The following is a 13,921-nucleotide window of genomic DNA, read 5'->3' on the forward strand; positions in this document are numbered from 1 at the left end:
GGTGATTTCTATTGGCATGTCTCATTGTGGAGTGAAGGTGGTGTCATTAGGAAAAAGAATTTTGTCTAAATTAACATCTCTATCGTATACATCAGGAAAAAAACTAACATCGCCAGTTTTGTTTACCCAAGCTGTGAAATAGCCAATATAGATGGGGATCTTTTGGGTTAAGATACAAGGTGTTTCTTTTGTCCCGTCCATAGACTGATTGATTTTCTCAATGGGCCAGTCAGGATTGTCTTTTAAAATGGCAATAGCGAGGTCTTTTGCTTTTTCTACATTAATACATCCGTGGCTAAAAGTTCGTTTTTCAAATGCAAACAAACTTTTTGAGGGGGTATCGTGTAGGTAAATATCGTTAGGATTTGGAAAAAGAAATTTCACCAATCCTAAAGAATTATTAGGTCCTGGCTTTTGTCTGACTTGTCCGTTATTCCACTCCATATTATGTTCGGCTAAATAGTTTTTATTTTCAACTATTTTTAATTTTAATTCATTTTTGATGATACTCTGTGGTACGTACCAATAAGGACTAAAAACGATTCGATTGATATGACCACTAAAGATCAGTGTTTTGGTCAGGGGTGTGCCAACAAATACGTTGGATTCTATTTCATTTTGTCCATTTTTCATAAAGAATAAATGGAAGGAAGGAATATTGACCATAACATATTGGTCCGCTTTAGTAAGACTTGGTGGAATCCATCTACAACGCTCCATATTGAGCATAAGTGTTTTAATACGATAGCTGATAGGTTCATTCATTTGTTTGATATGGTCTTCTGTAAGGATATAGTTGGGTAGTAATCCGTATCTTAATTTATACTTCATGACACCATTCATGAGTTCCTGGTCGTAGAAATTACTTTTAGAATCTTGGGCTAAGTCGCCGATGATGAACAAGCGGTGTCTGACTTGTCCAATGGTAACGGAGCTGTCGTCGGGTCTTAAATCTTTATAAGGGGAATCAGTGGTGATGGTGTTCCAAGTATTGTTTTGTTCGATGGCTCGGTATTTTTTTAGTACTTCCTGAAGTCGGTAATATTGAGTAAAAAGCACTTCTTCATTTTTGTTGAGCAAACTTGGGTTGGTCATTATAGAATCCAAAACAGTCTGATAGGAGATCTTTTTCTTAGGTAAAAACCATCCTGATTTTTTTACAGTTTCGGTATCAATTCCTTCATAAACTTTTTTGGCATAAATGATGTACATGGACGTTAATAGAATTTCGGTGTCTGAATCCGTGATTTTCTTCTGGACTGTATTGTCAAAAACTTGATCAATTTTACTCTTATAGGGCATCACAACATCTACCCCTTCTTCGTAAGTTGAATTTAATTTTTGGTACAATAGGTGACCAAATTCATTGATTTGATCTTGCTCATACCAAATAGACGTGTACGATCTGTTCTTGTAAAGTGTGATCACTTGTTCTTGATATTTTTTTAAATCTGGATACTTTTTGAAAAAATCTAATAAGACAGCGTTATTAATCGATGTTAGCCAGTACTTAGGAGTATCGATCAAAGCTTTTTCATTTTCTATGGTTATGACCTTAGCAGTATAGCCGGAAAAAGGGATTAAAAAAGGAAGCACTAAAAGGATCAAGAGAAGAGTAATTTTTTTCATGTTTGTCATCTTTATGTTATTACTTGCTTACTAAAGAGTTGGGATCAAAAATTGAAGGTTTATGATCAAACTAATTTACGTTATTTTATTGGTAAATAGACGGTTATGATAGCTTAAAAAATAAATAATCCCCGCTTAGCGGGGATTATAAAGTGATCTATTGGAGTTGTAGTGAGCTAAATATCGTCATCTGCCGTAGCGTTTTCAGGAGAGATAAGTTTGTTCAAATCATTATCGTGTTGATAAACATCTGAGAAAAAGCCGATTTCGCCTGATTCATTTACCCATGAAGTAAAATAACATATATATACAGGAATTTTGTTGGCCAATTTAAATTCTGATTCTTCCTTACCAGCCATTGCTTGATTGATTCGATCCATTGTCCACTCAGGATAGTCTTCTAATAGGGCAACGGCTAACTCTTTGGCTTTTTTAATATTAATACAGCCGTGGCTAAAGGTTCGTTTCTCAAAATCAAATAAGGTTTTGGAAGGGGTGTCATGCATATAAATATCGTAGGGGTTGGGCATATAGAATTTTACTAATCCTAACGAATTTTCGGGGCCTGGTTTTTGTCTGACCTGCCCATTGACCCATTCCATATTATGATCGACTAAATAATTTTTGTCGGAGGCTATTTTTAGGCTTAGTTCATTTTTAACAATGCTTTGAGGTATAGTCCAATAAGGACTAAAAACGATTTTTTCCATTTCCGCATTAAAAATGACGGTTTTGGTTAATTCGGCACCTACAAATACTTCAGAAGCGAGTTTGACTTTTCCATTTTTGACATAGGTTAATTCAAAAGAGGGAATGTTGACCATAATGTATTCTTCCCCTTTGATTAATAGAGGTGAGATCTCTCGGCAACGGTCCATATTTAGCATCAAAGTTTTGATTTTTTCAGTTATGGGGGTATTCATCTCTTTGATATGGTCTTCTGAAATAATATAATTAGGCCTAAATGCGTTGCGCAATTTATATTTCATGACCCCATCCATGAGTTCTCGATCGTAAAAATCACTATGGGAATCATTTTTCAGGTCTCCCATTAAAAATAAGTGGCTTCTGACCTGTCTGATTATGGGTGAAGTAGCATCAGGTCGTAAGTCTGCGAATGGAGCAGTGAATTGGATAGGTTTCCAAGTATTCTCTTTTTCTATTTGTTTGTATTTTTTTAAAACGGTCTCCAATTTATAATATTGGTCAAAGAGCAATTCGTCTTGTGGCACTGCCACAGGGGATGAGGATATTGGCTTGCTGGATAAGTTTTGATCAGCAATCTTTTTTTTAGGTATAATTGCGGTTGTTTTTTTTGTGGTCTTAGTAGTAAGACCTTTAGGCCAACTAATTTGAGAGGGGCTATTTTGATACAATGCAATAGCTTCATGTTGATTTTTTTTTAAGGTAACGTAGCCATTTAAAAAATCAGTTGAAATACTATGGTCCACCACTGAGACAGTAGCGCTATTTACCAAATGAAGAGTGTAATCAGTAGTAGCTTTTTTTGCTGTAAAATCAATTTTCTTATAAAGAGTAAAAGAAGAAACAAAAAAACTAGTGATTAAAAGGATGACGAAGTGATATGAAGTTTTCATTTTTTTTTAATTTTTGCGTAACGATTTTAGTGCTAAAATTCAGAACAAAAATTGGGGCTTTGAATACTGCTAAATTAATGTATGATGTTGATATTTAGGTTATTGTATTCGTGGTTAATGTTCTAAAATTGCCATGTCATTGCTTCTTGTTTTTTTCATAATCCTTATCTTTTTAAGACGCAGGGGGTATTGCTAAAAAAACAATTATTTTTTTGTTAACATAAAGGGATTGTAGTGATCAAATATTAAAATATTTTGTAAATTGCTCCCTTAAAATTATCATATTCTCAAAATGGAACAACAAACTCCCTATATTCCTAAAAATAAAGTTAGGATTGTCACCGCTGCTTCTCTTTTTGACGGGCATGATGCGGCTATTAACATTATGCGTCGTATTATTCAGTCAACAGGAGTTGAAGTCATTCATTTAGGTCATGACCGCAGCGTTGAAGAAGTAGTCAATACCGCTATTCAGGAAGATGCTAATGCCATTGCGATGACTTCTTATCAAGGAGGGCATAATGAATACTTTAAATATATGTATGACTTGCTTCAGGAAAAAGGAGCAGGACACATCAAGATTTTTGGAGGTGGCGGAGGTGTAATTTTGCCTAGCGAAATAGCAGCCCTACACGAATATGGAATTACGAGAATATATTCCCCAGATGATGGTCGTTCTTTAGGTTTACAAGGAATGATTAATGATTTGGTAGAGCGTGCTGATTTTCCAATTGGAGATCAATTAAATGGAGAAATCGATCTTATTGAAAATAAGATGCCAACAGCAATTGCTCGTTTGATATCGGCGGCAGAGAATTTCCCTGAAATTGCCAAACCGGTTTTTGATCAGATTCATACAGCTAATATTGATTCTAAAATTCCTGTTTTGGGAATTACAGGAACTGGTGGAGCTGGAAAATCGTCTTTAGTAGACGAATTGGTTCGTCGTTTTTTAATTGATTTTCCAGAAAAAACAATAGGCTTAATATCGGTAGATCCATCAAAACGTAAAACAGGAGGAGCATTATTAGGAGACAGAATCCGAATGAATGCGATTAATAATCCTCGTGTTTATATGCGTTCATTGGCTACACGTCAATCCAATTTAGCTTTGTCTAAATATGTTGCCGAAGCCATTCAAGTTTTAAAGGCAGCCAAATATGATTTGATTATTTTAGAAACTTCTGGTATCGGACAATCTGATACCGAAATCATGGATCATTCTGATGTGTCCTTATATGTAATGACACCTGAATTTGGTGCCGCTACCCAATTAGAGAAAATCGACATGCTTGATTTTGCGGATTTAGTAGCCTTGAATAAATTTGATAAAAGAGGGGCTCTAGATGCGATTCGTGATGTCAAAAAACAATACCAACGCAACCACAATTTATGGGATAAAAATCCTGATGAAATGCCGGTTTTTGGTACGATCGCTTCGCAGTTTAACGATCCAGGGATGAATACGCTTTACAAAGCTATTATGGATAAAATTGTAGAGAAAACGGATTCGGAGTTGCATTCGACTTTTAAGATCACCCGCGAGATGAGCGAGAAAATCTTTGTCATTCCTCCACATAGAACACGTTATTTATCTGAAATAGCAGAGAGTAACAGAAGTTATGATGAAACGGCAGTTTCGCAACAAAAAGTAGCCCAGAAATTATATGGAATCTTTAAAACGATAGAATCGGTTTCAGGAAAAATTCCAGAAATAACCAAAGCAGGTATAGACGATGTTACTGTATTGCCTAGTGCAATTCAAGAGCATGATGAAAATCGCATCTTCTTGAATCTTTTACTGAATCAGTTTGATAAAGTAAAAATGGATTTAGATCCTTACAATTGGGAGATTATCCTCAATTGGGATGAAAAAGTCAATAAATACAAAAATCCAGTGTACTCCTTTAAGGTGCGTGATAAAGAAATTAAAATTGCAACCCATACAGAGAGTTTATCACATTTACAAATTCCGAAAATTGCTTTACCTAAATATGAAGCTTGGGGAGATATTTTGCGTTGGAATCTACAAGAAAATGTACCAGGTGAGTTTCCTTTTACTTCAGGATTGTATCCTTTTAAACGTGAAGGAGAAGACCCTTCTAGAATGTTTGCAGGTGAGGGAGGACCAGAGCGTACGAATAAACGTTTTCATTATGTAAGTGCAGGATTGCCGGCAAAACGCCTTTCTACTGCTTTTGATAGTGTGACTTTGTACGGAAATGATCCTGATATCCGTCCCGATATTTATGGGAAAATCGGAAATGCAGGAGTTTCGATCTGTTGTTTAGACGATGCTAAAAAATTGTATTCTGGTTTTGATTTAGTACATGCGATGACATCAGTAAGTATGACCATCAATGGACCAGCGCCGATGTTATTAGGGTTTTTTATGAATGCGGCCATTGATCAGCAATGTGAGTATTATATCAAAGCGAATGATTTAGAAAAAGAAGTTGAGGTCAAAATCAACCAATTATACAAGAAAAAAGGGACAGAGCGTCCTAGGTATCAAGGCGATTTACCAGAAGGAAACAATGGTTTAGGCTTAATGCTTTTGGGGGTTACTGGAGATGAAGTTTTACCGTTAGAAGTGTATAATGAAATCAAAGCCAGAACCTTGTCTCAAGTACGTGGAACGGTACAAGCGGATATCTTAAAAGAGGATCAGGCACAAAATACCTGTATTTTCTCTACGGAGTTTGCTTTGCGATTAATGGGTGATGTTCAGGAATATTTTATTACCAAAAACGTTCGTAATTTTTATTCGGTTTCCATTTCGGGATATCATATAGCCGAGGCAGGAGCAAACCCAATTACCCAGTTAGCGTTCACCCTTTCAAATGGTTTTACTTATGTAGAATACTATTTGAGTCGTGGAATGAGCATTAACGATTTTGGACCGAACTTGTCATTCTTCTTCTCCAATGGAGTAGACCCTGAATATTCAGTGATCGGACGAGTGGCACGTAAAATTTGGGCAAAAGCCATGAAAAACAAATATGGAGCCAACGAAAGAGCACAGATGTTGAAATACCATATTCAAACTTCAGGGCGTTCTTTACATGCTCAGGAAATTGATTTTAATGACATTAGAACGACTTTGCAGGCTTTGTATGCGATTTATGACAACTGTAATTCATTACACACCAATGCCTACGATGAAGCCATTACAACACCTACAGAGGAGTCAGTGCGTCGTGCTATGGCGATTCAGTTGATTATCAATAAAGAATTAGGTTTGGCAAAAAATGAAAACCCGATTCAAGGATCATTTATTATCGAAGAATTAACTGATTTAGTAGAAGCTGCTGTTTTACTAGAATTCGACCGTATTACTGAAAGAGGTGGCGTTTTAGGAGCGATGGAAACCATGTACCAACGTTCTAAGATTCAGGAAGAAAGCTTGTATTACGAGACTTTGAAACACAATGGAGATTTCCCAATAGTAGGGGTGAATACTTTCTTGAGTTCAAAAGGGTCTCCAACGGTAATCCCTGCTGAGGTAATCCGTGCTACCGAAGAAGAAAAACAATATCAAATTACGATGTTAGATAATTTGCATCAATTTCATGACGAAAAAGTGAATGAGCATATAAATAAACTACAAGAGGCAGCCATTAAAAATGAAAACTTATTCGACTATCTAATGGAGGCTACAAAAGTTTGTTCGTTGGGTCAGATTACTTCAGCATTGTTTGAAGTAGGAGGACAATACAGAAGAAATATGTAGAAAGTACTATAGGTAAACTTGCAAACACTCTCTATGCTGTATAGTATAGGGAGTGTTTTTTTTATGCCCATTTGTTTTCTTTGTTTGTTTATAAGCATCGATGTTTATTGGTCTGCCGACAGGAAAAGAACTGTCACAGTATTGCAGAAAAAGCGTGTATGGAGTAGGTAGTTTGAAGGCGTTTTTGATTAATAATAGTTTTCGTTTTGCTTTTAAAATCATAAGAAAAAACTTAGTTAAAACCAAGGAGTTATTCCTAAAATAATTCAATATTTGTAATCTTTTTTTTCTTAATTTGTGATGAGATTACAAGTCAGAATTTACAAAAGCTATTGAAGTTTGCGCTGTTTTTATTGATCATTCAGTGGTGTTATTACTGTTGAAATGTGCTAATGTATTGTATAGTAATGAATTAGTTTTTAAGTAGTACTGCTTACTTAGATAGGAAGTCTTTGGTCTGATTGTTTTTTTTGGAAGATAAATTAAGGTTTTGAAACAATTTTATGAGTAAAACAATTTCATTTTTACATACAAAAGGCGCAAGCGTTACTAAAATACATCTTTTGGTGATGCTATGCTTTTTTAGTCTTTTTTCTAATGCGCAATCCAAAATAACCATAAAAGGAAAATTGATTGACAATACAACTTCAACTGCCATTGAAGAGGCTACAGTCTATATTACAAGTGTAAAAGATTCGACAGTTATTGATTATACGATCTCGGATAAATATGGAGATTTTGTGTTTCAAACCAAAAAAATAACAATTCCCTTTTATTTGAAAACATCAGCTACAGGTTATAAGAATCATGTGCGTAAGGAGAATTCATGTACAGAGAACAAGGATTTTGGCTTTTTGTCGCTTTTGAAAGAAGAAATTCAACTAGACGAGGTAGTTATAAAAAGTGAAGTACCTCCTATCAAAATCAAGAAAGACACATTAGAGTTCAATGCATCTTCCTTCAAGGTACGTCCTGATGCGAATGTGGAGGCTTTACTCAGGCAATTACCAGGAGTCGAAATTGATGCGAACAAGAGAATAACCATCAACGGTAAAGTCGTTAATAAAATATTGGTTGATGGAAAGCCTTTCTTTGGTGAAGACGGACAAATTGCGCTTCAGAATTTACCTGCTGACCTGATTAAAAAGGTGCAGGTTTCGAATACCAAGAGCAAGGAAGAAGAATTGACCGGACAACATTCGTCTTCGAATAAAGCGACTATCAATCTTACTTTGCAAGAGGATAAAAGCAAAGGTTTTTTTGGAAAAATAATGGGTGGTATTGGAACTAATAATCGTTACGAAACCAGTGGAATTGCCAGCTATTTTAAGGATAAACGTCGTATTAGTGCAATTGTTTCGTCAAATAATATCAATGCAACTGGCTTTTCCATGGACGAGGTTTTTGATAGTATGGGAGGAGGAAGAAATGAAGAAGATACTGAGAATGGTTCAAGTAGACCAGGCATTACCCGTTCTAATCAGGCTGGGATAAATTATGACGACCAAATCGCAAAAAAAGTGGATTCTCATCTGGACTACAACTACACCAATTCGGATTCTGAGAACCGCAACAAAACGTCACAGACTTCTTTTTTACCTACAGGAAATATTCAGAATAATTCAGAAAGTACGACGAATGTTTTGACCAATAGTAATATTGTTAATACTGGGCTTGAATATCAGAAAGGGAATAAAATCCGAGTGTTTATGAATCCTAAATTTTCAAAACAAGTTTCAACGACAAAAAATAGTTCGATGTCCTCTTCGCATGACGATAAGAATCAATTATTAAATGATAATACAGCAAAATCAACATCTGAAGATGAAATAGGAAGTTTTAAAAATAGATTGTATGCGATGAGGACTTTTGAAAAAAAGAATAGATATGCATCGGGTATTTTTTTTAGTACCAACGAAAGGCGTGAAGGTCTTTCATTGATTAATTCGACTACCGCCTTTTATCGAGATACTAGGCCAAACGACACTCGAAATCAACAAAGCTTACGTAAGATCGTGAATGATAGTTATATAACGACTCTTACTTATAATGAGCCAGTTACCGATTCCTCATCGGTAGAGCTGTCTGTAGAGGCACAATATATAAAAGCTAATTTAGGTAAATCTACATTTGATTTTAATCAAATGGATGGGGGTTATACGGACAAAAATGAATTGATGTCATCATCCATTGGATCGCTTGAAAAACATTTCGACCCTACTGTTTCTTATAAGATTTCTAAAAATAAAATTTATTTAGCAGCGAAACTAGGTGCCTATATTGTTAAATCTAATAACGGATCTAATTATTTGGACGCTGTCACCAGTTTGGATAGGAATTATGTGTTTCCTGATGCCAGTTTTAATATGAGGCTAGCTTTAAAGAAGAACAAAAATCTATATCTGTCCTATAATCATCAACTGACGACCCCAAAAGCCGAACAGCTTTTGCCCGTAGCCAATCTATTCGATCCTTTGAATACTATAATAGGTAATCCGAACCTAGATTTGGCCACTTCTCATGTAAGTACCATGACTTTTAGTAAATATGACAATTCATATCAGTCGGGCTATTATATTTATGCTAATTCTACCTACAATGATAGTGAGATTGTGATGACTTCGATGTATGATGAAAATGGAAAGCAAACCACGACATATACTAATGTTTCTGGGACCTATACCATTGATGGTGGAATTCATTTGATGAAATCGACCAAGAAGGATTTACATACCTTTAAGTATGGTTTGAGTGGTGTTTTTGGTTATAGTTACAAAAAGGGATTCATCAACGATGAGATGTATGGAGCAAAAATCAAGTCGGTAACTCCATCCGTAAGTATTTCGTATAATTATGCCGATTTGTTAACCATTTTCCCATCCTACTCCTTTAGTTTTAACAACAGTCATTACAGCAATTATAAACTCGAAGAGACCCAGAACCATCTACACAAAGCTAAAATGGAATTGACTAATTATTTACGTAAACAATGGGTTTTCGGAAATGATTTTAGTTACAACTACAATTCGGATATTTCTGGAGGTTTCAAAAAGGATTTCTATTTATGGAACACCAGTTTATCTTATAAATGTAAAGAGGATCAGTGGATTTTTAGATTGAAAGTATATGATATTCTGAATCAAAACCAAAGTGATATACGGACCATTACCGAAACTTCAGTAATAGATACCCAAAACACGGTTTTGAAACGATATGGAATGCTTTCATTGACCTACAAGTTTCAAAAATTTGGAAAGAAACTGGGGGTAAATGAGAATAAATAAAGGAGTTGAGAAGAACAAAGAAAAGAAAGTTCAAAAAAGACAGTTAATTTTCTCAAGTTACCATTTCTAATGGTTTGGAGCTGTTAACTTAGATTTTGCTTTTTACCGTTCCTTTTGACTTGCTTCTTAATTTTTCAATTATGGCATCTGCTTTTTCATTTTGACAGATGAATCGAAGTGATTCCGCATAACGATAATAATAGACTGGGTCTAAATCAGTTGTCATGGCAAATAGTTCACCATACCAGTCTGCTGCTTTTTCCAATTTAAAATTCGAGTAAGAGGAATTTCCTAGTTTTTGGAATAATTCTACTGATTTATAGCCTTTTGCAGCCACTCTTTCGTAGGTTTTTATGACATCAACGTAGGCATATTTGTCGCTTATTTTATTAGTGACATAATTTTTTTCACTTTGAGCTGAAGCGGCAAATGAAAAAATAGTTAGTAGGATTACAGCTAATTTTTTTTGCATATAAACTAGTTTAAAAGATTTTTTAGGGCGGTCATTTTTTTGCTCTTATGAAATAATTCATAACCGAAGCTACTTTCATATACCCACCATTGGTATTGATTTGGTCGATTTTTAATTTTTGCAAATATATATAAATCAATTACATAACGCTTTGTTCGGTATTTTTATTATATTTATTTTAAGAAGAAAACGGCTTTATTTGTAAGTAGCTGTATTATATTAAGAAGTTTCATACAGTAAAAAACACTAGAGAGAAAGAGTGTAGTTTGCCGATATGGATTCTTTAACTTTATTGCTCCAAAACTAGAAGTATGATGACCATTCCACAATATCTAAATAAAGTACATAGTTTATGCAGTGCACCAACTACAATAGAATACTTTAATGCTGTTGAATTGGAAAACTGTATGCTAAAAATTCCCTTGGATCAAAATGAAGATTATTTTTTTCAGCCTATTGTTTTCCAAAAAAAAGCTGATGAATCACTTTCGATAAATACTGAGTTGGTAAGACAAATGGCCAGTTGCTTAGGATTGGTTTTTATAGCAGAAGAGGAAAAAGAAGGTAATGTCTGTTTTGCAAACAGTGGTGAATTACGTCCCGAATTCAAACAAGCTTTCACAGAGGTAGAGCTGTTGGCTTATCATTATACGCTTTTGCATTCGCGGCGGTACCTTGAAGCGAATAAAGCCTTTTTAAAGGATACTCAGTTGAGGATTTTGATACCACCAAATGCTGATTTTTTTTGGAAATTGGTTCAAATAGGAAAAGATCTGTTCAGGAGAGAAGGTGCATGAAAACAAAAAAGCAGCTCAAGAGCTGCTTTCCATTTTTAAGGCAAAAGGATTTAACGACGAAAGGCAGGACTTTCGTTTGTTGTTTGATCTAGTTTTACTTTTTTTGATTTTTTAGTTGTCACCTTAATTTCATGTTTAACAACTTTTTCACTTTCAGTTACTTCTAAGAAATAAGTTCCGGCTGGATAACCTTCTAAACTTATTGTTTTAGAAATTTCTAATTTGTCTTTTGGAGATTCTCCTGTATACAACAAATTGTGGTTTGCATCATAGATTGAAAATGCAGATTTTTCAACAGTGTTTAAATTAAAACTGATTACTTCTCCATTTCCGGTCACTATATTTAAAATATAATTTCCTTTTGAATCCATCGCGTAGGTAAAAAATGTGGTCAACAAAGCGGTTACAACTAAGCCTAATTTGGGAATTTTGGTCATGTTTTTTTTAATTGGTTAAGTACTATTTTCGGAAAGCGTAAAACTACAAATACAGATTCAATTTTCTGTAAAAAAATCACTTTTTAAAGGTGTAAAGCTGCTGATTTTAAGATGTTTCGCTGTTTTAATTGAATTATGTACGTAAAAACTTAATATTACGGCCATTTCTGAAGTTGTTTTTTAAGGGGGTAATAATCAGTGTTTTAAAATTATTAAGAATAGTTTTTCAAAAATTTGATTGGATAGTAATTCGATACAATTTGAGCATAAAAAAAAACAGCTCTTTGAGATCAAAGAGCTGTTTTTAAAATAATGATTTTGACTTAACTAACGGTATAATTTTATTTTTATACGGTGATGCAAGTATATTTTTTTAGCGGGCCGCTACGTTTGCAGTAGTAAAAATTGCTTTTGAAGATAAAACTGAAGTTTGATCAGTTATCGTGATTTCATGTTTTGCACTTTTACCATTTTGAATTACTTCTAAGAAATACGTTCCTGTTGGAAATTGCTCTAAGTTAAAGGTTCTCAAAATTCCTTCCTTACCAGAAGCAGTTTCAGTATAAATTAATGTACCGTCTTTTTCGTAAATCGCAAGGTTGGCTCTTTTGGCTTGGTTTAAAGCAAACGTAATCTGTTTGCCATTATTTTTTAATACATGAAGACCTGAATCTTCAATTCCATCATTGGCATAAGTACTCATTCCTGTGAAAAGCACTGCGCATACTAAACTTAATTTTAAGATCTTTTTCATAGCTTTCATTTTTTAAATTATTACTTAATTCTCTGGGACAAAGTTAGTTCGGGAAAAGCTTGTTTTTCACAGCTGTATTTGCCTATATATATGCTGTATTCTCATTTACGAAAGCGTTATAGGTTAAAATTTGAAGTATATTAGGTGATTTTGTTAATTTTGCAGTTATCTTTTAAAAAACTGATCATGAAGACTATAGCTCCCGCACTTGAAGTAATATCAAGCTCATACGGAAGTTCTTTCACCTATACAAAACATGCAGGAAAGGCCAACAGTAGAGCTCATTTGTGGCATTATCATCCCGAAATTGAATTGGTTTTTGTAAAGGGAGGGGCAGGGAAAAGACAGATAGGTAGCCATGTTTCGTATTATACCAATGGTGATTTGATTTTGATAGGTTCTAATTTGCCTCATTGTGGTTTTACCAATGAACAAACAGGAAATCAAAATGAAATTGTTATTCAATTTAGGCCGGAATTTCTGGGGAATGGTTTTTTTGATACCCTTGAAATGAAAAAGATTCAAAATATTTTGAGTCAAGCCAACACTGGAATAGCTTTCGGTGGAGAAACAAAAAGACGAATAGGAGAGCAGATTGAAATGATGGAAAGTCAGCTTCCTTTTGAGCGTTTGTTTACACTTTTAAGTATTTTGAATGACTTAGATTCTTCAGAAGACTACACAGTACTTAATGCCGATGGTTTTTCGTTGGAATTGTATGCCACCGATAGTGATCGAATCAATGTTGTATTTAATTATGTAAAAGATCATTTTCAACAAGCCATTGCTATAGATGAGGTTTCAAGTATGGTAAGTATGACGACACCATCCTTTTGTAGATACTTCAAAAAAATATCAAATAAAACATTTACAGCCTTTGTAAACGAATATCGATTGGTTCATGCCTCGAAGCTTTTGGCAGAAAAACCAATTAGTATTAATGATGTTTGTTTTGAAAGTGGATTTAATAATTTTAGCCACTTTAGTAAATCTTTTAAGCAGTATACAGGTAAAAGTGCTTCTCAATACCGCAATGAACACAAGATTATTATTAGTTAAGTTTTAAATAACACAATGAAGTAATTAGAATTCATAAGGTAAGCTGTTGAAAAAAATATCACAATTAAAGGATCCGACTATTGAAAAAATGGTCGGATTTTTCATATGATTTGGTCGGAATAAAGTATATTTACATTCCCTAATCCGAAAATTTAAAA

9 protein-coding genes are annotated in these 13,921 nt (G+C 34.3%); 4 read left to right on the top strand and 5 right to left on the bottom strand.

Annotated elements, in window-relative coordinates:
• Nucleotides 1-21 precede the first annotated feature (21 nt).
• Together AC51AA_RS18190 and AC51AA_RS18195 are read right to left on the bottom strand one after the other, a co-directional pair.
• Nucleotides 22-1,629 carry a L,D-transpeptidase family protein gene (locus tag AC51AA_RS18190; protein WP_500703613.1) on the bottom strand — a complete coding sequence of 536 codons (1,608 nt, stop codon included), beginning with the start codon at nt 1,627-1,629 and terminating at the stop codon, nt 22-24.
• A 176-nt stretch (nt 1,630-1,805) separates the two neighbouring features.
• Entirely contained in the window at nt 1,806-3,227 is a 1,422-nt protein-coding gene (locus tag AC51AA_RS18195) for a L,D-transpeptidase family protein (RefSeq protein ID WP_500703614.1), read from the bottom strand.
• A 292-nt stretch (nt 3,228-3,519) separates the two neighbouring features.
• Here AC51AA_RS18195 and AC51AA_RS18200 point away from each other — a divergent pair, with 292 nt between their 5' ends.
• Together AC51AA_RS18200 and AC51AA_RS18205 are read left to right on the top strand one after the other, a co-directional pair.
• Nucleotides 3,520-6,960 carry a methylmalonyl-CoA mutase family protein gene (locus AC51AA_RS18200; RefSeq protein ID WP_500703615.1) on the top strand — a complete coding sequence of 1,147 codons (3,441 nt, stop codon included), beginning with the start codon at nt 3,520-3,522 and terminating at the stop codon, nt 6,958-6,960.
• A 503-nt stretch (nt 6,961-7,463) separates the two neighbouring features.
• Nucleotides 7,464-10,244, top strand: coding sequence for an outer membrane beta-barrel protein (locus AC51AA_RS18205; RefSeq protein ID WP_500703616.1), 2,781 nt, complete (start codon nt 7,464-7,466; stop codon nt 10,242-10,244).
• 88 nt (nt 10,245-10,332) lie between these two features.
• Here the strand turns inward: AC51AA_RS18205 and AC51AA_RS18210 are convergent, their stop codons facing one another.
• Nucleotides 10,333-10,716 carry a flagellar motor protein MotB gene (locus AC51AA_RS18210; protein WP_500703617.1) on the bottom strand — a complete coding sequence of 128 codons (384 nt, stop codon included), beginning with the start codon at nt 10,714-10,716 and terminating at the stop codon, nt 10,333-10,335.
• A gap of 311 nt (nt 10,717-11,027) precedes the next feature.
• Here AC51AA_RS18210 and AC51AA_RS18215 point away from each other — a divergent pair, with 311 nt between their 5' ends.
• A complete protein-coding gene (locus AC51AA_RS18215) occupies nt 11,028-11,513 on the top strand; it encodes a type ISP restriction/modification enzyme (RefSeq protein WP_500703618.1) in 486 nt (161 codons plus the stop codon).
• A gap of 50 nt (nt 11,514-11,563) precedes the next feature.
• Here AC51AA_RS18215 and AC51AA_RS18220 read toward each other — a convergent pair whose 3' ends face one another.
• Both AC51AA_RS18220 and AC51AA_RS18225 read right to left on the bottom strand, forming a co-directional pair.
• Entirely contained in the window at nt 11,564-11,950 is a 387-nt protein-coding gene (locus AC51AA_RS18220; protein ID WP_500703619.1) for a T9SS type A sorting domain-containing protein, read from the bottom strand.
• Between the two features lie 373 nt (nt 11,951-12,323).
• A complete protein-coding gene (locus AC51AA_RS18225; protein WP_500703620.1) occupies nt 12,324-12,704 on the bottom strand; it encodes a T9SS type A sorting domain-containing protein in 381 nt (126 codons plus the stop codon).
• 186 nt (nt 12,705-12,890) lie between these two features.
• Here AC51AA_RS18225 and AC51AA_RS18230 point away from each other — a divergent pair, with 186 nt between their 5' ends.
• A complete protein-coding gene (locus AC51AA_RS18230; RefSeq protein WP_500703621.1) occupies nt 12,891-13,763 on the top strand; it encodes an AraC family transcriptional regulator in 873 nt (290 codons plus the stop codon).
• Nucleotides 13,764-13,921 lie beyond the last annotated feature (158 nt).

This window comes from Flavobacterium sp. OHVDL-2026-0007, from assembly GCF_059882335.1.